At 73.9% G+C, this 18,407-nt stretch carries 16 protein-coding genes; 10 read left to right on the plus strand and 6 right to left on the minus strand.

Annotated elements, in window-relative coordinates; translation table 11 throughout:
* The first annotated feature begins 125 nt into the window (after positions 1 to 125).
* The gene (locus tag ACWENR_RS14025; RefSeq protein ID WP_452277384.1) at positions 126 to 608 is read left to right on the plus strand and encodes a Rieske (2Fe-2S) protein; all 483 of its coding nucleotides are present in this window, start codon (positions 126 to 128) and stop codon (positions 606 to 608) included.
* A 12-nt stretch (positions 609 to 620) separates the two neighbouring features.
* On the opposite strand, the gene ACWENR_RS14030 is transcribed toward ACWENR_RS14025, so the two are convergent.
* The gene (locus ACWENR_RS14030; RefSeq protein ID WP_452277385.1) at positions 621 to 1,895 is read right to left on the minus strand and encodes an MFS transporter; all 1,275 of its coding nucleotides are present in this window, start codon (positions 1,893 to 1,895) and stop codon (positions 621 to 623) included.
* 149 nt (positions 1,896 to 2,044) lie between these two features.
* On the opposite strand from ACWENR_RS14030, the gene uvrC reads away from it, so the two are divergent.
* Positions 2,045 to 4,018: an excinuclease ABC subunit UvrC gene (gene uvrC / locus ACWENR_RS14035; protein ID WP_452277386.1), complete on the plus strand. Its 1,974-nt coding sequence runs from the start codon at positions 2,045 to 2,047 to the stop codon at positions 4,016 to 4,018.
* Between the two features lie 31 nt (positions 4,019 to 4,049).
* Here uvrC and ACWENR_RS14040 read toward each other — a convergent pair whose 3' ends face one another.
* Complete coding sequence (locus ACWENR_RS14040; RefSeq protein ID WP_452277387.1) at positions 4,050 to 4,691, minus strand: TetR/AcrR family transcriptional regulator; 642 nt, start codon at positions 4,689 to 4,691, stop codon at positions 4,050 to 4,052.
* A gap of 80 nt (positions 4,692 to 4,771) precedes the next feature.
* On the opposite strand from ACWENR_RS14040, the gene ACWENR_RS14045 reads away from it, so the two are divergent.
* Complete coding sequence (locus ACWENR_RS14045; protein WP_452277388.1) at positions 4,772 to 5,614, plus strand: NmrA family NAD(P)-binding protein; 843 nt, start codon at positions 4,772 to 4,774, stop codon at positions 5,612 to 5,614.
* Positions 5,615 to 5,856: 242 nt separating this feature from the next.
* On the opposite strand, the gene recQ is transcribed toward ACWENR_RS14045, so the two are convergent.
* Positions 5,857 to 7,710, minus strand: a complete 1,854-nt coding sequence (gene recQ / locus ACWENR_RS14050; protein WP_452277389.1) for a DNA helicase RecQ — start codon at positions 7,708 to 7,710, stop codon at positions 5,857 to 5,859.
* A 276-nt stretch (positions 7,711 to 7,986) separates the two neighbouring features.
* Between recQ and rapZ the strand changes: the two genes are divergently transcribed.
* From rapZ to secG, 7 genes are all read left to right on the plus strand, one after another.
* Entirely contained in the window at positions 7,987 to 8,913 is a 927-nt protein-coding gene (rapZ, locus tag ACWENR_RS14055; RefSeq protein WP_452277390.1) for an RNase adapter RapZ, read from the plus strand.
* Positions 8,910 to 9,953 carry a gluconeogenesis factor YvcK family protein gene (locus tag ACWENR_RS14060; protein ID WP_452277391.1) on the plus strand — a complete coding sequence of 348 codons (1,044 nt, stop codon included), beginning with the start codon at positions 8,910 to 8,912 and terminating at the stop codon, positions 9,951 to 9,953. The genes rapZ and ACWENR_RS14060 overlap by 4 nt, the downstream gene beginning before the upstream one ends.
* Positions 9,954 to 10,007: 54 nt before the next feature.
* On the plus strand, positions 10,008 to 10,988 hold the full coding sequence (gene whiA / locus ACWENR_RS14065) for a DNA-binding protein WhiA (RefSeq protein WP_076467662.1): 981 nt from the start codon (positions 10,008 to 10,010) through the stop codon (positions 10,986 to 10,988).
* 261 nt (positions 10,989 to 11,249) lie between these two features.
* Positions 11,250 to 12,254 (plus strand): type I glyceraldehyde-3-phosphate dehydrogenase, encoded by a 1,005-nt coding sequence (gap, locus tag ACWENR_RS14070; RefSeq protein ID WP_452277392.1) that lies wholly within the window; start codon positions 11,250 to 11,252, stop codon positions 12,252 to 12,254.
* A gap of 35 nt (positions 12,255 to 12,289) precedes the next feature.
* Positions 12,290 to 13,489, plus strand: a complete 1,200-nt coding sequence (locus ACWENR_RS14075) for a phosphoglycerate kinase (protein ID WP_452277393.1) — start codon at positions 12,290 to 12,292, stop codon at positions 13,487 to 13,489.
* Complete coding sequence (gene tpiA / locus ACWENR_RS14080; protein ID WP_452277394.1) at positions 13,489 to 14,280, plus strand: triose-phosphate isomerase; 792 nt, start codon at positions 13,489 to 13,491, stop codon at positions 14,278 to 14,280. Before ACWENR_RS14075 ends, tpiA begins: the two co-directional genes overlap by 1 nt.
* 95 nt (positions 14,281 to 14,375) lie before the next feature.
* Entirely contained in the window at positions 14,376 to 14,639 is a 264-nt protein-coding gene (gene secG, locus ACWENR_RS14085; RefSeq protein ID WP_452277395.1) for a preprotein translocase subunit SecG, read from the plus strand.
* A 267-nt stretch (positions 14,640 to 14,906) separates the two neighbouring features.
* Here the strand turns inward: secG and pgl are convergent, their stop codons facing one another.
* The 3 genes from pgl to zwf all read right to left on the minus strand — a co-directional run bounded on the left by pgl (position 14,907) and on the right by zwf (position 18,405).
* Complete coding sequence (gene pgl / locus ACWENR_RS14090) at positions 14,907 to 15,677, minus strand: 6-phosphogluconolactonase (protein ID WP_452277396.1); 771 nt, start codon at positions 15,675 to 15,677, stop codon at positions 14,907 to 14,909.
* 69 nt (positions 15,678 to 15,746) lie between these two features.
* Positions 15,747 to 16,763 (minus strand): glucose-6-phosphate dehydrogenase assembly protein OpcA, encoded by a 1,017-nt coding sequence (locus tag ACWENR_RS14095; protein ID WP_452277397.1) that lies wholly within the window; start codon positions 16,761 to 16,763, stop codon positions 15,747 to 15,749.
* A gap of 91 nt (positions 16,764 to 16,854) precedes the next feature.
* Positions 16,855 to 18,405, minus strand: a complete 1,551-nt coding sequence (gene zwf, locus ACWENR_RS14100; protein ID WP_452277412.1) for a glucose-6-phosphate dehydrogenase — start codon at positions 18,403 to 18,405, stop codon at positions 16,855 to 16,857.
* Between the last annotated feature and the right edge of the window lie 2 nt (positions 18,406 to 18,407).

Raw genomic sequence — 18,407 nt, forward strand, 5'->3', positions numbered from 1 at the left:
CCTCCCGGCCCGTCCGGGGCCCCCGGCGGTCGCCGATCGGGTGAACCGTCGGGCACAGTGATCCGTGTACCAGAGCGTGGCCGCGGATCATGACTGGGCGGCGGCAGCCGAGAGAGAGGCGAGGCATGAGTGACGAGCAGGAGCTGACCGGGCCGGCGACGCAGACGCGGCGCGCCCTCCTCACGGGCGCGGGGGCGGTCGGCGCGGCGGTGGTCCTGGCGGCCTGCGGCAGCGACGACTCCGGCGGCGGCGCGGCCCCGACCAGCGGCGGTCCGGCGGTGCCCAGCACGGGCGACGCCGGCGGCGGCGACCGCGAGGGCGCGCAGTCGCTGGCCCGCACCGCCGACATCCCCGTCGGCGGCGGCGCCGTCTACCCGGCCCAGGGGGTGGTGGTCACGCAGCCGACCGCCGGCCAGTTCAAGGCGTTCGACTCGATCTGCACCCACCAGGGCTGCCCCGTGACGAACGTCGACGGCGGCACCATCAACTGCACCTGCCACTTCAGCAAGTTCTCGATCGAGGACGGCTCGGTGAAGGGCGGCCCGGCCACCAAGCCGCTCCCGGCGAAGAACATCAAGGTCACGGGCGACCACATCTCCCTGGCCTGACCGGCGGCCGGGTCATGCCGTCGGGGCGCCCGCGTCGGCCCGTGCCGGGGCGGCCGGTGCGGGTTCCCGGACGGCGGCCGGCGGCAGGTGCCGTTCCAGCGCCAGCACCCCCGCCGCGCCGGCGGCGTTGAGCAGCGCCAGGGCCAGCCACGGCGCGGCGTCGTGAGCCTCGTACAGGGTGGTGAAGAAGGCCGGCGCGACCAGCGAGGCGACGGCGAAGGAATACTGGAACGCCGCCAGGTAGCGACCACGGGCGGCGACCGGCGCGGCGGCGGCGGCCAGCGCGGCGGACGCCGGCGCGTGGACCAGCTCCGCCGCCGTGAACAACAGCGTGGCCGAGGCCAGCAGCACGGCCACGGTGGCCAGCCGGCCGGGGCCGAGGGTCGCCATGGCCAGCCCCCAGGCCGCCCAGAGGGCCGCCGCCGCGGCGATCGCGCGGGTGCGGCGGTGGCGCGGCAGGCGCGCGCCGACGGGCGCGGAGAGCAGGGCGACGAGGAACGCGTTGCCGGCGAGAATGGCCGAGGTCAGCCAGGCGGGCCCGCGCACGTCCGTGAGCAGCACCGTCGGCAGCGCCAGGCCGAGCATCATGCTGCTCAGCGCGAAGACGGTGTTGAGGCCGGTCAGCGCCAGGAACGGGCGGTCGCGGGCCAGCGTCGCGTACCCGCCGCGCCGCGGGGCCGCCGGCCGGTCGGTGGCCGCCGGGGTGCGCACGCGCGCGGCGATGAGCACCGCGGCGAGGGCGAAGCAGGCCGCCGCCGCGTACGCCACCGCCCGGTAGGTGCCGGCCCGACCGTCGGCGACCACCACGCCGGTGACGAGGCCCCCCACCGCCAGCCCTGCGGTACGCGCGCCGTTGCTGACCGCGTACCAGGTGTCCCGGGTCCGGGCGCCGGGGCTGCCGTCGGCGTAGTCGGCGACGGCGGTGAAGACCGTGGACCAGAAGAACTGCACGCCGACGGCGACCAGCGCCGCCGCGACGAAGACCCCGACCGGGCCCCGCACCCAGGCGTACGCCAGATAGCCGGCGGCCTGGAGCAGTTGCGCGGCGACGACCACCGGCAGGGCGCCCACCCGGTCCGCCAGCGCGCCGGCCCACAGCGGCACCGGGAGCGTGAGCACGGTCGCGGCGCTGAGCAGCACTCCGAGCAGCGACAGGGGCACGTCGGTCAGCCGTAGGAAGTAGACCAGCGACAGCGGTAGGAACAGCCCGTTGCCGACGGAGTCGACGGTGAGCGCCGCCACGAGGACGGCGCCCCCTCGGCTGCGTCCCGCCGGGTCCGCGCCCATCCGCCCGTGCCCCCTCGCGTCCGGTCCGTCAGGGCCGGATGCTAGCCGGGAGCGTTCCCGGCGACACCGGATTAACCCCGGGGCGGCGGCCGGGGCATCGGGTCGCGCGGTTCCGGGGGCTGTCGGGGGTGCGGACTACGCTTGCTGGCGTGGCTGACCCCTCGACCTACCGTCCCGCGCCCGGCACCATCCCGGAGTCGCCGGGGGTCTACCGCTTCCGCGACGGCACCGGCCGGGTGATCTACGTCGGCAAGGCGAAGAACCTGCGCAGCCGGCTCAACTCCTACTTCGCCGACCTGTGGGGCCTGCACCAGCGCACCCAGCAGATGGTCACCACCGCCGAGTCGGTCGACTGGGTCACCGTCGGCACCGAGGTCGAGGCGCTCCAGCTCGAATACACCTGGATCAAGCAGTACGACCCGCGCTTCAACGTCCGCTACCGCGACGACAAGTCCTACCCCTACCTGGCCGTGACCCTCGACGAGGAGTTCCCGCGCCTGCAGGTGATGCGGGGCGCCAAGCGCAAGGGGGTGCGCTACTTCGGGCCCTACTCGCACGCCTGGGCGATCCGCGAGACGCTCGACCTGCTGCTGCGCGTCTTCCCGGCGCGCACCTGCTCGGCCGGGGTGTTCAAGCGCGCCGGCCAGGTCGGCCGGCCCTGCCTGCTGGGCTACATCGGCAAGTGCTCGGCGCCCTGCGTGGGCAGCGTCACCCCCGAGGGGCACCGCGAGATCGTCGACGGCTTCTGCGAGTTCATGGCCGGCCGCACCGACACCATGGTCCGCAAGCTGGAACGGGAGATGACCGACGCCAGCGAGCAGCTGGAGTTCGAGCGGGCCGCCCGGCTGCGCGACGACATCGCCGCCCTGCGGCGGGCGATGGAGAAGCAGACGGTGGTGCTCGGCGACGGCACCGACGCGGACGTGGTGGCGTTCGCCGACGACCCCCTGGAGGCGGCCGTCCAGGTGTTCCACGTGCGCGACGGCCGGGTCCGGGGCCAGCGCGGCTGGGTGGTGGAGAAGACCGAGGACCTGACCACGGGCGACCTGGTGCACCACTTCTGCACCCAGGTCTACGGCGGCGAGCAGGGCGAGGCCGACGTGCCGCGCGAGCTGCTCGTGCCGGAGTTGCCCGCCGACGCGGCCGCGCTGGCCGACTGGCTCTCCGGCCGCCGGGGCAGCCGGGTCTCCCTGCGGGTGCCGCAGCGCGGCGACAAGCGGTCGCTGCTGGAGACGGTCGAACGCAACGCCAAGGACGCGCTCGCCCGGCACAAGCTGCGCCGGGCCGGCGACCTGACCACCCGCGGCAAGGCCCTCGACGAGATCAGCGAGGCCCTCGACATGCGCACGTCGCCGCTGCGCATCGAGTGCTTCGACATCTCGCAGATGCAGGGCACCGACGTGGTGGCGAGCATGGTCGTCTTCGAGGACGGGCTGCCCCGCAAGAGCGAATACCGGCGCTTCATCATCCGTGGCGCCACCGACGACCTCTCGGCCATGTCCGAGGTGCTGCGCCGTCGCTTCGCCCGCTACCTCGACGCGCGGGCCGAGACCGGGGAGGCGGGCGTCGAGCCGGCCGACGACCCCGACGCCCCGGCCGGCCAGGCCGGGCCCGACGAGCCCCGGGTCGGCGCCCTGGTCGACCCGACCACCGGCCGCCCGCGCAAGTTCGCGTACCCCCCGCAGTTGGTGGTGGTCGACGGCGGCGCGCCGCAGGTCGCGGCGGCGGCCCAGGCCCTCGCGGAGCTGGGCATCGACGACGTGGCGCTGTGCGGCCTGGCCAAGCGGCTGGAGGAGGTCTGGCTGCCCGACGACGAGTTCCCGGTGATCCTGCCGCGCACCTCGGAGGGGCTCTACCTGCTGCAACGGGTGCGCGACGAGGCGCACCGCTTCGCCATCACCTTCCACCGGCAGCGGCGCTCCAAGCGGATGACCGAGTCGGCGCTGGACAGGGTGCCGGGCCTGGGGGAGGTGCGGCGCAAGGCGCTGCTGCGCCACTTCGGCTCGCTCAAGCGCCTCTCCGCCGCCACCGTGGAGGAGATCACCGAGGTCCCCGGCGTGGGCCGGCGCACCGCCGAGGCCATCCTCGCCGCCCTCGGCCCCGACGGCGACTCGACCTCCTGACCGTCGACGGGGCCCACGACGAGCCGCCGTCCTACCTGACGGCGTCGAGGTCGACGGGGGCGCCGGGGAGGGCGTCCGGGGTCGGCGGGCCGGTCATGAGCGCGTCGAACACGAGGTGCAGATACCGCGCGGGCTGCGCGGCGACGTGCCCCGGCAGGCGGTCGGGGTGGCAGGCGAAGACGTTGAGCAGCAGGACGACGTCGCCGGTGCCGACGTCGGGGCGGACCAGCCCGTCCCGCTGCCCGCGACGGACGAGGTCGTCGAGGAGTGCGAGCCACTCGTTGCGGGCCCGGGCGAACGCCGGGGAGGCGTGGAAGGTCTCCGTGGGCAGGTCGGCCAACGCGGCGGCGAGGGCGCCGCGCCCCGGTTCCGCGCACCAGTCGACCAGCCCTCGCAGGGCCGCCCGGGCGTCCCGACTGCGCTCGCCGAGCTGCCGGGTGACGGCGACGAGGTCCGTCACGTACTCCTCGCCGACGGCGGCCAGGAGCGCCTCGCGGGTGGGGAACCGCCGGTAGAGCGTGCCGATGCCGACTCCTGCCCGGCGGGCGATGAGGTCCATCGGAGCGGTCAGTCCCTGCTCGGCCATCACCGTCCGGGCGGCGGCGAGGATCTTCCCGAGGTTGCGTGCGGCGTCCGCCCGCAGCGGCGGTTCCTCCGCGTCGCCGATCCTCATGCCGCCCCCTATCCGGAACGTCTTCCTCCGGTTATCGTAACCCGCGCAACCGGAGGATGAAATTCCGTTTAGGGGGAGTCATGATCGTGGTGACCGGAGCGTCCGGACAGATCGGTCGGTCGTTGATCGCGCAGCTCGACACGTGGGGAGCGCCCCGCCGGGCGGTCGTACGGCAGCACCGGCACGGCGCGGAGCTGGGCGGCGACTACGTCGTCGGCGACTTCGACGACCCCGACTCGATCAGGCGGGCCCTCGTCCCGGGGGCGCGACTGCTGCTGAACGGCTCGCTCGGGCCCGACTTCGTCACGCAACAGCGGAGGCTCGTCGACCTCGCCGCCGAGGCGGGCGTCGCCCACGTCGTGAAGGTGTCGGTGCGCGGCGCGGCACCCGGCGGGCTGCTCGGGCTCGGCATGCACGGCGAGGTCGAGGCCCACCTGAAGAGCTCCGGGCTCGCCTGGTCGATCCTCCAGCCGGTCGGCTTCATGCAGAACCTCCCCACGGAGGTCACCTTCGACGGCGACCACGGCGCGTTCCACGGCTCCTACGGCCCGGGCCGGGTGGGCTACATCGACGCCAGGGACATCGCGGCGGTGGCCGCCGTCCTGCTGACCCGGCCCGCGGGCGAGAACGAGACGCTGGTGCTGACCGGCCCCGACGCGCCGACGCACGACGAGATCGCCGAGGTGCTGACCCGGACCCTGGGCCGGCCGGTGCGGTACGTCGACCTGGCGGTGCCCGCCATGGCCGAGCGCCTCCGGTCGGCCGGGCTGCCGGCCGCCGCGGCCGACGACCTCGCCGCCCTGATGCGCCTCGTCGGTGACGGCCGGTGGGCGAGCACGACGAGTGTCGTCCGCGACCTGACCGGTCGGCCGCCTCGCACCGTCGCCGACTTCGTCGCCGCGCACGCCGACCGGTTCCGCTGACCCCGCCACCCCACAAGGGCCGTGCCGGCGGCGCGCTGGCGTGGTCCGGAGTCGACGGCGCCCGGTGCCAGCCGACGCTGCCCGGCGCCGCCGGCACCCGACGCTGCCCGGCGCCGCCGGCGGCGCCGACGGCACGGTGTTGCGCGGCGGGGGCCAACGCGGCCGGTGGTGCCCGACGCTCATCCGTGGCGCAGGCCGGAACCGTCGGCGTCCGGTGGCTCGGGCGGGGGTCGACCGGCGGGTCAGGCCGGGTCGCCCCCGTCGGCCAGGACGGCCAGGATGGGTTCGCCGTACTTGGCGAGCTTGTTCTCGCCGACGCCGCTGACCCGGGACAGCTCCGCCAGCGAGGCGGGCGCGTCGGTGGCGATCTGCCGCAGCGTCGCGTCGTGGAAGATCACGTACGCCGGGACGCCCTGCTCCTTGGCGGTGGCCGCCCGCCAGGCGCGCAGCCGCTCGAAGACCGCCGTCGCCGCCGGGGACAGCTCGGCGACGACGGTGGCTGCGCCGCGCGGCTTGGCGGCCCGGGACGAGGCGACCTTCTCCGGCTCGCGGCGCATCATCACCGTGCGGCGGCGGCCCAGCACCTCCGCGCTGGCCTCGGTGAGGGTCAGCGTGCCGTAGTCGCCCTCCACGGCCAGCAGCCCCTCGGCCAGCAGTTGGCGCACCACGCCGCGCCACTCGGCCTCGCGCAGCTCGCCGCCGATGCCGAACACGGTCAGCGAGTCGTGGCCGTACTGGCTGACCTTGTCGGTGGCGCGGCCGAGCAGGATGTCGATGCAGTGCCCCGCGCCGAAGCGCTGGTTGCGTTCGCGGTCGAGCCGGAAGACCGTGGAGAGCAGCTTCTGCGCCGCCACCGTGCCGTCCCACGACTCCGGCGGCTCCAGGCAGGTGTCGCAGTTGCCGCAGGCGGCCGTGGCCTGCTCGCCGAAGTAGTCGAGCAGTTGGGTGCGGCGGCACCGGACCGTCTCGCAGAGCGCCAGCATCGCGTCGAGGTGGGCGGCGAGGTTGCGCCGGTGGGCGAGGTCGCCCTCCGAGGTCTCGATCATCTTGCGCTGCTGCACCACGTCCTGCAGCCCGTACGCCAGCCAGGCGGTCGACGGCAGCCCGTCGCGGCCGGCCCGGCCGGTCTCCTGGTAGTAGCCCTCGACGGACTTGGGCAGGTCGAGGTGGGCGACGAAGCGGACGTCGGGCTTGTCGATGCCCATGCCGAAGGCGATGGTCGCCACCATCACCAGGCCCTCCTCGCGCAGGAAGCGCTGCTGGTTGCGCGCGCGGGTGCCCGCGTCCAGCCCGGCGTGGTAGGGCAGCGCGGCGACGCCGTTGGCGGTGAGGAACTCGGCCGTCTTCTCCACCGAGGCGCGGGAGAGGCAGTAGACGATGCCCGCGTCGCCGGGGTGCTCGTCACGCAGCAGGCTGAGCAGCTGCTTGCGCGGCTCGCGCTTGGGCACGATGCGATATTGGATGTTGGGCCGGTCGAAGCTGGCCACGAAGTGCCGGGCGTCGGTGAGCTTGAGCCGGGTGGCGATCTCGGCGCGGGTCGCGCTGGTCGCGGTGGCGGTCAGCGCGATGCGGGGCACGTCGGGCCAGCGTTCGTGAAGCATCGACAGGGCCAGGTAGTCGGGGCGGAAGTCGTGCCCCCACTGCGACACGCAGTGCGCCTCGTCGATGGCGAACAGGGCGATCCGGCCCCGGTCGAGCAACTGCTGCACGCCCCGGGTGCCCAGCGCCTCCGGGGCGAGGTAGAGCAGGTCCAGCTCGCCGCCGACGAACGCCCGCTCCACCGCCCGGCGGGCGTCGAGATCCTGCGTCGAGTTGAGGAAGCCGGCCCGGACGCCGACCGCCGTCAGCGCGTCGACCTGGTCCTGCATCAGCGCGATCAGCGGCGAGACCACCACCGCCACGCCGTCGCGCACGAGCGCCGGGATCTGGTAGCACAGCGACTTGCCGCCGCCGGTCGGCATCAGGACCAGCGCGTCACCGCCGGCCACGACGTGGTCGATCACCTCCTGCTGGAAGCCGCGGAAGGCGTCGTAGCCGAACACGCGGCGCAGCACCTCCAGGGCGTCGGAGGCGCGCAGGTCGGTGGGGGAGGCCATCCCGGGATTCTACGAACCCGCCCCGACATCCCGACGACCCGAGCGGGCCGGACGCGCCGAGGGACTGGATGGTCGCTGACCGTCATCGAGGTGTCCGGCCTGTCGGGAGCGCGACCCTCGCTCCGCCGCTCCGCCGGCCCGCCGGGGCGGGAGCCGGCACGGCGGCGACGTGGTGCGGGGCGTGGAGGTGACGCCCGGGACGTGCGGGATAGAGTCGCTGATTGACCACACGCGGCCGGGATGCCGGCCGCGTGCGCCACGGCTGGGGGGTAGTGGGTGAGTGAGGCGCGTACGGCCGAGGACCGGGGCGTGACGGTGGCCGGGCAGCCGGCCCCGGCGGAGTCGGACACCACCCTGGTGGTGGTCACCGGCCTCTCCGGCGGCGGCCGCAGCACGGTCGCCCGGGCGCTGGAGAACGTCGGCTTCTACGTGGTGGACAACCTGCCCCAGGCGCTGATGCTCGACATGGCCGAGCTGGCGTTCAAGGCCGGCGGCGCGGCCCGCCGCACGGCGATGGTGCTGGACGTGCGCTCCCGCGCCTTCTCCACCGACCTGGCCGGGGCGATCCGGGCGCTGAAGGAGCGCGGCTTCTCGCCCCGGGTGGTCTTCGTCGACGCCGACGACGAGGTGCTCATCCGGCGGTTCGAGAGCGTCCGGCGGTCGCACCCGTTGCAGGGCGACGGGCGGCTCGCCGACGGCATCGCGGTCGAGCGCGGCCTGCTGGAGGAGGCCCGCGACCAGGCCGACGTGATCATCGACACCAGCCACCTGAACGTCAACCAGCTCCGCCGGCGCATCGAGGAGCTGTTCGGCGGCGAGGACGCCCGCCGGCTGCGCGTCACCGTGCTCTCCTTCGGCTTCAAGTACGGGCTGCCGCCCGACGCCGACTTCGTGCTCGACGCCCGTTTCCTGCCCAACCCGTACTGGGTGCCCGAGCTGCGCGAGCACACCGGCCGGGAGGAGGCGGTCAGCTCGTACGTGCTGGGGCAGGAGGGCGCGGACGCCTTCGTCGACTCGTACGCCGACCTGGTCAACGCCACCACCGCCGGTTTCGAGCGGGAGGGCAAGCGCTACCTGACGGTCGCGGTCGGCTGCACCGGGGGCAAGCACCGCAGCGTGGCCATCGCCGAGGAGCTGTCGGCCCGGCTGCGCAGGTCCGGGCTGGCCGCCAACGCCCAGCACCGCGACCTGGGGCGCGAATGACGGCGACGCGGGTGGTCGCCTTCGGCGGTGGGCACGGCCTGTCCGCCTCGCTGCGCGCGTTGCGCCGCTGCGCCCCCGAGCTCGACCTGGACATCACGGCGGTGGTGACCGTCGGCGACGACGGCGGCTCCAGCGGCCGGCTGCGCGCCGAGCGGGGCGGCCTGCCCCCGGGCGACCTGCGGCAGGCGCTGGTCGCGCTGGCGGGGGACCATCCGGCGACCCGGCGCAGCGCCGGGCTGTTCCAGCACCGCTTCCGCCCGGTGCCGCCGCCCGCCGGCCCGGCCGCCCCCGTCGCCGGGGAGGGGCAGCCGCCGGGCGCCTCCGCCAAAGGAGGGGCCGCCTCCGTACCGCCCGGGCTGAGCGGGCACGCGGTGGGCAACCTCGTGCTCTGCGGGCTGATGGAGCTGCTCGGCGACCCGGTGGCCGCCCTGGAGCACGCCGCCGCGATGCTCGGCGCGGTGGGCCGGGTGCTGCCGATGTCCTGTGAGCCGGTGGACATCGAGGCGCGGGTGCGCGGCGCCGACCCGAGCCGGCCGGACGAGGTGCGTACGGTCACCGGTCAGCACCAGGTCGCGGTGACCACGGGCCGGGTGGAGTCGCTGCGGCTCACGCCGACCGCCCCGCGCGCGTGCCCGCAGGCGGTCGCGGCGATCGGTGCGGCGGAATGGCTGATCTTCGGGCCGGGCAGCTGGTACACCAGCGTGCTGCCGCACCTGCTGGTGCCGGAGCTGGCGGCCGCGATCGTCGCCAGCCCGGCGCGGCGACTGGTCACCCTGAACCTCGCGGCGGAGAAGGAGACGCTCGGGCTCTCCCTGGCCGACCACCTGGCCGCCCTGCGCTGGTACCTGCCGGAGCTGAAGGTCGACCATGTGGTCGCCGATTCCAAGGCGGTGGGTGATCCCGAACCGGTCGGACGTGCGGCAGAATCGCTGGGTGCCCGCCTGGTCCTCGCTCCCGTCGCGGTCACCGACGGCACTCCCCGTCATGATCCGGCCGCCCTGGGCGCCGCACTGGTGCCTGTCCTGGGCGCCGATCGTTAGACACGTACGTAATCTCCGGCGACACGCCGGAACCGGTCCGTGAGGGGACGCACAATGGCGATGACGGCTGCGGTCAAGGACGAGCTGAGTCGGGTCGACGTGCCCAAGCCCTGCTGTCGGCGGGCGGAGATGGCGGCGCTGCTGCGCTTCGCCGGCGGGCTGCACATCGTCTCCGGTCGGGTCGTGGTGGAGGCCGAGCTCGACACGGGGGCGGTGGCCCGGCGGCTGCGGCGGGAGATCGCGGAGGTCTACGGCTACCCGAGCGAGATCCACGTGCTCGCGTCGGGCGGGCTGCGCAAGGGCAGCCACTTCATCGTGCGGGTGGTCAAGGACGGCGAGGCCCTCGCGCGGCAGACCGGCCTGCTGGACGTGCGGGGGCGTCCCGTGCGCGGCCTGCCGCCGCACGTGGTGGCCGCGAACGTCTGCTGCGCCGTGTCGGCCTGGCGTGGCGCGTTCATGGCGCACGGTTCGCTGACCGAGCCCGGCCGCTCCAGCGCGCTGGAGATCACCTGTCCCGGCCCGGAGTCGGCGTTGGCCCTGGTCGGCGCGGCCCGCCGGATCGGCATCACCGCCAAGAACCGCGAGGTGCGCGGCGTGGACCGGGTGGTGGTCAAGGACGGCGACGCGATCGCCGCGCTGCTCACCCGCATCGGCGCCCACTCCAGCGTGCTGGCCTGGGAGGAGCGCCGGGTCCGCCGCGAGGTCCGGGCCACGGCCAACCGGCTGGCCAACTTCGACGACGCCAACCTGCGCCGCTCGGCGCGGGCCGCGGTTGCCGCCGCCGCCCGGGTCACCCGCGCGCTGGAGATCCTCGCCGACGACGCGCCCAACCACCTCACCTCGGCCGGTCGGCTGCGCCTGGAGCACCGGCAGGCCTCGCTCGAGGAGCTGGGCGCGCTGGCCGACCCGCCGCTGACCAAGGACGCGATCGCCGGCCGGATCCGCCGGCTGCTGGCGCTGGCCGACAAGCGGGCGCGCGACCTGGGCATCCCGGATACGGAAGCGGCCGTCACGCCCGACATGCTCGTGGTCTGATAGGACGGTGAGGCTCGGCGCCGCCGGATCACCACCCGGCGCTGCACGGTGTCGCACGCTCGGATAGGGTCGCTGCGTACGGCAAGGGGGCCGGCACAGGCACTCCTCGCCGTGCTCACCGCCTCGGGCGGTCAAGGTCCGACGAGACCGCGGCGGGGTGGCCGAGATGAACCGTCAACGGCCGGCTCCAACGGTCGGCGCACACACCTCCGCCGGCCCGGGTCTTACGCCGGCGGACCAGAACGCGAGGAGATGGGACCTGTGACCATCCGGGTTGGCATCAACGGCTTCGGCCGGATCGGCCGCAACTTCTTCCGGGCAGTGCTGGCGTCCGGCGCTGACATCGAGGTGGTGGCCGCGAACGACCTCGGCGACACCCTGACCACCGCGCACCTGCTCAAGTACGACAGCATCCTCGGTCGGCTTCCGCACGAGGTGAAGGCGACCGCAGACGAGATCACCGTGGGTGGCAAGACCCTCAAGGTGTTCGCTGAGCGGGACCCCGCCAATCTGCCCTGGGGCGACCTCGGCGTGGACGTGGTCATCGAGTCCACCGGCTTCTTCACCGACGCCAACAAGGCGAAGGCGCACGTCGACGGCGGGGCCAAGAAGGTCATCATCTCCGCCCCGGCGAAGAACGAGGACGTCACGGTCGTCATGGGCGTCAACCAGGACCAGTACGACCCGGCCAAGCACACCATCATCTCGAACGCGTCCTGCACCACCAACTGCCTCGCGCCGATGGCGAAGGTCCTGCACGACACGTTCGGCATCCAGCACGGCCTGATGACGACGATCCACGCGTACACCCAGGACCAGAACCTCCAGGACGCGCCGCACAAGGACCTGCGTCGGGCCCGCGCCGCCGCGCTGAACATCGTGCCGACCTCGACCGGCGCGGCGAAGGCGATCGGCCTGGTGCTGCCGGAGCTGAAGGGCAAGCTCGACGGCTACGCGCTGCGGGTGCCGATCCCGACCGGCTCGACCACCGACCTCACCGTCGACGTCAACCGGGAGACCACGGTGGACGAGGTCAACGCCGCGCTGAAGGCCGCCGCCGAGGGCCCGCTCAAGGGCATCCTGACCTACAACGAGGACCCGATCGTCTCCGCCGACATCGTCACCGACCCGGCGTCCTGCATCTTCGACGCGCCGCTGACCAAGGTCGTCGGCAACCAGGTCAAGGTCGTCGGCTGGTACGACAACGAGTGGGGCTACTCCAACCGCCTGGTCGACCTGGTCAAGCTGGTCGGCCAGTCCCTGTGACGAAGCCGACGGTCACGAACGGAGGGCTGGCCTAAGTGAGCATCCGTACCCTCGACGACCTGCTCGCCGAGGGGGTGTCGGGTCGGCGCGTGCTGGTGCGCGCCGACCTGAACGTCCCGCTCGACAAGCAGACCGGTGACATCACGGACGACGGCCGCATCCGCGCGGTGCTGCCGACGCTCGGCGCGCTGGTGGAGGCCGGCGCCAGGGTGGTCGTCTGCTCGCACCTGGGCCGCCCGAAGGGCGCGCCGGACCCGCAGTTCAGCCTGAGCCCGGTCGCCGGGCGGCTCGGTGAGCTGCTCGGCACGCGGGTGCACTTCGCCTCCGACACGGTCGGCGAGTCCGCCCGCTCCACCGTGGACGCCCTCGCCGACGGCGAGGTGGCGCTGCTGGAGAACCTGCGCTTCAACAAGGGCGAGACCAGCAAGGACGACGCCGAGCGGGGCGCGTTCGCCGACCAGCTCGCCGCGTTCGCCGACGCGTACGTCGACGACGCGTTCGGCGCGGTGCACCGCAGGCACGCCAGCGTCCACGACGTGCCGGCCCGGCTGCCGCACGTCGCCGGCCGGCTGGTGCTGCGCGAGGTCGAGGTCCTCTCGAAGCTCACCGGCGAGCCGGAGCGCCCGTACGTCGTGGTGCTCGGCGGCTCGAAGGTCTCCGACAAGCTGGCGGTGATCGAGGCGCTGCTGCCGACGGTCGACCGGCTGCTCATCGGCGGCGGGATGTGCTTCACCTTCCTCAAGGCCCAGGGCCACGAGGTGGGCTCCTCGCTGCTCGAGGAGGAGATGGTCGAGACCTGCCGCAACCTGCTGGAGCGTTCCGGCGGCAAGATCCTGCTCCCGGTCGACGTGGTGGCCGCGGACGCGTTCGCCCCGGACGCCGCGCACGACACCGTGCCGGCCGACGGCATCCCCAGCAAGCGGGTCGGTCTCGACATCGGGCCGGAGACGGTCGCCGGGTTCACCGCCGCCCTCAAGGGCGCGCGGACGATCTTCTGGAACGGGCCGATGGGCGTGTTCGAGATGCCGGCGTTCGCCCACGGCACCCGCGGGGTGGCCGAGGCGATCGCGAAGGCCGACGCGTTCACCGTGGTCGGTGGCGGTGACTCGGCGGCGGCGGTCCGTGCCCTCGGGCTGGACGAGTCCTCCTTCGGGCACATCTCCACCGGCGGCGGCGCCTCCCTGGAATACCTGGAGGGCAAGACCCTCCCCGGCATCGCGGCTCTGGAGAACTGATGGCGAGCGCCAACCGCCGGCCGCTGATGGCCGGCAACTGGAAGATGAACCTCAACCACCTCGAGGCCAACCTGCTGGTGCAGAAGCTGGCGGCCAGCCTCACCGAGAAGCAGCTCACCGACGTCGAGACGGTGGTGCTGCCGCCGTTCACCGACCTGCGTACGGTGCAGACCGCCGTCGACGGCGACAAGCTGCTGATCGGCTACGGCGCGCAGGACCTGTCGCCGCACGCGTCGGGGGCCTACACCGGGGACATCTCCGGCCCGATGCTGGCCAAGCTGGGCTGCACCTACGTCGTGGTCGGGCACTCCGAGCGGCGGGCCTACCACCACGAGGACGACTCGGTCGTCAACGCCAAGGTGCAGGCGGCGCTGACCCACGGGCTGACCCCGATCCTCTGCGTGGGGGAGGGGCTCGACATCCGCGACCAGGGCACCCACGTGGCGCACTGCAGCGACCAGCTCGACGGCGCCCTGAAGGGGCTCACCGCCGAGCAGGTGGCGAAGGTCGTCGTCGCGTACGAGCCGGTCTGGGCCATCGGGACGGGCAAGACGGCCACCCCGGAGGACGCGCAGGAGGTGTGCGAGGCGGTCCGTCAGCGGCTGGCCGAGTCCTTCGGCCAGGACACCGCCGACAAGGTCCGGGTCCTCTACGGCGGCTCGGTCAAGTCCTCGAACGTCGCGGCGATCATGGCCAAGCCGGACGTCGACGGGGCGTTGGTGGGCGGCGCGAGCCTGGACGCCGAGGAGTTCGCGAAGATCTGCCGGTTCCCGGAGCACATCGCCCGCTGATCGCTCGCTATCCTTGACTCCGCCCGTCCGTCGGTCGGTGCCACCGTGCCCGATCTGCCCGGGCGAGGATCGTAACGAGAGGACTGACCCCAGCCATGCCGATCTGGTTCGCATACACGTTGATCGTGTTGCTGGTCATCACGAGCATCCTGCTGACCATGCTGATCCTGCTGCACCGCGGTAAGGGCGGCGGGTTGTCGAGCATGTTCGGTGGCGGCGTCAGCTCCAGCCTCGCCGGCTCGTCGGTGGCGGAGAAGAACCTGGACCGCTACACCGTCCTGGTGGGCATCGTCTGGTTCGCCTGCATCGTCGGGCTCGGGCTCTGGCTGCGCCTCCAGACGGCCAACGGCGTCGTCTGAGCGCCGTCGAGCCGCAAGGTCTGCGCGCGGTCCGTCACTGACGGGCCGCGCGCAGCCCGTTTCTGTCTCTCCCGCGCCGCCCCTGCCGCCCGCCGCCCTTCCCGCCGGCGGTGCCCGGCCGGCGACAGCAGCGAGGGGCCGTGCCCGAGTGGCGACCTCGCCCGGGGCGTCCGCGTGGAGTCGCTCCCGGGCGCCCCGCGCCGACCTGCGGCACAGGAAAGCCCCCTCGCCGACGGCCAGCGTCGGCAAGGGGGCTTTCCAGTCAGCTCAGCGGAGGCTGCGCAGGCGGGCCGGCACGTCGGCCGCCGCGGCCCGGTCCAGCAGCCAGAGGGTACGCCCCGTGCCCTGCACCCCGGCCGCCGGCAGTTGCACCGGCCCCGCCCCGGCCAGCGCCATGCCGACGGCCCGGGACTTGTCGGCGCCGCTGGCGACCAACCAGACCTCCTCGGCGGTGTTGATCGCCGGGAGGGTCAGGGTGGTCCGCACCGGCGGGGGCTTCGGGCTGCCCCGGACGGCGCTGACCGGCCGGTTGTCGTGGTGCACGGGGTGCTCCGGGAACACCGAGGCCACGTGCCCGTCCTCGCCGACGCCCAGCATGAGCACGTCGAAGTGGGGGAGGGCGGCGTGGCCGGGGCGGGCCGCCCGGGCGAGTTCCGCGGCGTACCGGGCGGCCGCCTCCTCCGGGTCGGGACCGGCCGGGCCGTCGGAGGCCGGCATCGGGTGGACCCGGGCCGGGTCCAGCGGCACCGCGTCCAGCAGGGCCGCCCGGGCCTGCGTCTCGTTGCGCTCCGGGTCGCCGGCGGGCAGGAACCGCTCGTCGCCCCACCAGACGTCCACCCGGGACCAGTCCACCGCGTCCCGCGCCGGCAGCGCCGCCACCGCCCGGTGGACCGCCGCGGCGATCCGCCCGCCGGTCAGCACCACCGACGCCTGGCCCCGTTCGGCCTGCGCGTCGAGCAGCTTCACCACCAGCCGGGCAGCGACCGCCTGCGCCAGCAGGTCGGCGTCGGCGTGGACGGCGACACTCGCCTCACTCATTCCCTGTGCCTTCGTTTCTCCGGCCGCCGCGCGGTCGGTGTTTCGCTCGTGCGCCCGGCAGTCGGGCGCTCAGTGCTCGGCGCTCGTTCCCGCGTGCGCGGTCACCCCGGCCTCGGCCCGCTGGGCGGTGGCCGGGTCCTTCCAGACGTGCACCCGCTGCGCCGGCCGCTGGTCGAGGCCGGTCAGGCCCGCGGTCGCGCCGAGCGCCTCCGCGTACACCTGGTCGGCGTCGAGGCGGCGCAGCTCCTCGGCCAGTTCGTCGCCGAGCGGCCGGCGGACGAGCGGCAGCTGCCGCTCGTCCTGGCCGGTACGCCGGAACGTCGCCACGCTGTCGTCCCGGGTCAGGGTCAGCTCGTCGCCGTTGGCGCAGCGCAGCTGCACCTCCCGCATCCGGGGGAACTCGTCGGTGCGCTGCCACACCGGCTCGATGCCGAGGCGGGCGGACAGCCAGCCCCGCATCAGCGCCGCCGTGGGGTCGGTGGCGGGGGCGACCACGGTCGCCTCGGTCACCCGGGCCTGGGTGGTGTCGAACGCCCCGGCCACCAGGGTGCGCCACGGGGTGATCCGGGTCCACGCCAGGTCGGTGTCGCCCGGCGCGTAGTCCCGGGCCCGCTGGCGCAGGGCCTCGATCGGGTCGGCGGCCTGCGCGGAGTCGGTGATCCGCCGGTCGGCCACGACGCCGAGGAAGTCCGTGGCGATCTCGGCCGGCGGCTCGCCGTGCCACCACGTCACGACCGGCACGTCGGGCACCAGCAGCGGCATCACCACCGACTCGGCGTGCAGGGCCAGCCGCCCGTACATCCGGGTGACGACCGCCTCGCACGGGCCGAGGCGACCGCCGACGACGATCTCCGCGTCCAGCCGGTTGCGGTCCCGCTCGACGTCGGCGCGGACCACCACCACCAGCCGGCAGGGGTGGGCGGCGGCCGCTATCGTCGCCGCCGCCTCCGCCTCCCGTACCCGCTTCTCGTCCACCACCACGATCAGGGTGAGCGCCATGCCGCTGGCCACCCCGCCGGCGCTGCGCCGCTCGGCGGCGAGCGCCTTGACCACCTCGTTGCCGGTGGTGTCCCACAGGCCGATCACTGGAGCCTCCTGGTTGACTCGCTGGGCATGCTCACGGTGCCTGCCTTCGTTCGCGACTGCGGGGCTCGCAAAACCGGCTCACTCCTCGCGCTCACGCCCGCCGCCACGCCCGGCCCTCGCGGGCCAGCATCTCGTCGGCGGCCCGGGGCCCCCACTCGCCGGCCCGGTACGGCTCGGGCTTCGTGCCCGCCCACGCGTGCTCCAGCGGGTCCACCACCTGCCAGCTCTGCTCGACCTCGGCGGCGTCCGGGAACAGGGTGCGGTCGCCGATGAGCACGTCCAGCACCAGCCGCTCGTACGCCTCGGGGCTGGACTCGGTGAACGCCTCGCCGTACTGGAAGTCCATCGCGATGTCGCGGACCTCCATCGTGGTGCCGGGCACCTTGGAGCCGAACTTCAGCACCACGCCCTCGTCCGGCTGCACCCGGATGACGAGCTGGTTGTTGCCCAGCGACTCCATGTCGGCGGCGTTGAACGGCAGGTGCGGCGCCTTCTTGAACATGATGGCGACCTCGGTGACCCGGCGCGGCAGCCGCTTGCCGGCCCGGATGTAGAACGGCACCTCCGCCCAGCGGCGGTTCTGGATGCCGAGCCGGACCGCCACGTACGTCTCGGTGGTCGAGTCCGCCGGGACGCCCTCCTCCTCCAGGTATCCGACGGCGCGCTGGCCGCCCACCCAGCCCGGCAGGTACTGGCCGCGGACGGTGCCCTCCGCGATGTCCTTCGGCAGGGTGATCGCCCGGAGCACCTTGAGCTTCTCGGTGCGGATCTCGTCCGCGTCGAAGCTCGTCGGCTCCTCCATCGCCACCAGCGCCAGCAGCTGGAGCAGGTGGTTCTGGAGCACGTCGCGGGCCGCGCCGGCCGAGTCGTAGAAGCCGGCGCGGGTGCCGATGCCGACGTCCTCGGCCATGGTGATCTGCACCGAGTCGACGTACTTGGAGTTCCACAGCGGCTCGAACAGGTTGTTGGCGAACCGCAGGGCGAGGATGTTCTGGACGGTCTCCTTGCCCAGGTAGTGGTCGATGCGGAAGACGTCCTTGCGGGTGAAGACGTCGTCGACCAGGTCGTTGAGCGCCTTCGCCGAGGGCAGGTCGTGCCCGAACGGCTTCTCCACCACCACCCGGCGCCAGCCGCCGGACTTGGCGTTGTCGGCCATGCCGGTGCGCGCCAACTGCTTGAGCACCACGGGGAACGCCGCCGGGGGGATGGAGAAGTAGAAGGCGGCGTTGCCCGGGATGCCGTGGGTCTGGCGCAGCTCGTCGAGGGTCGCGGCGAGCTGGTCGAACGCGGCGTCGTCGTCGAACGAGCCGCCGACGAACTTGATGTTGCCGACCAGCCGCGCCCACACCTCCTCCCGCCAGGGGGTGCGGGCGTGCTTCTTGGCGGCCTCGTGGGCCAGCGACTCGAAGTCCCCGTCGCCCCAGTCCCGGCGGGCGAAACCGAGCACGACGAAGCCCGGGGGCAGCAGCCCCCGGTTCGCCAGGTCGTACACCGCCGGCAGGAGCTTCTTGCGGGCCAGGTCGCCGGTGACACCGAAGATCACCAGTGCGCACGACTCCGGGATCCTCGGCAGCCGGCGGTCCTGCGGGTCGCGCAGCGGGTTCACGCCGCCTCCTCGCTCCGCGTCGTCCACGGTCCTCATCG

The organism is Micromonospora sp. NPDC004336 (genome assembly GCF_053602615.1).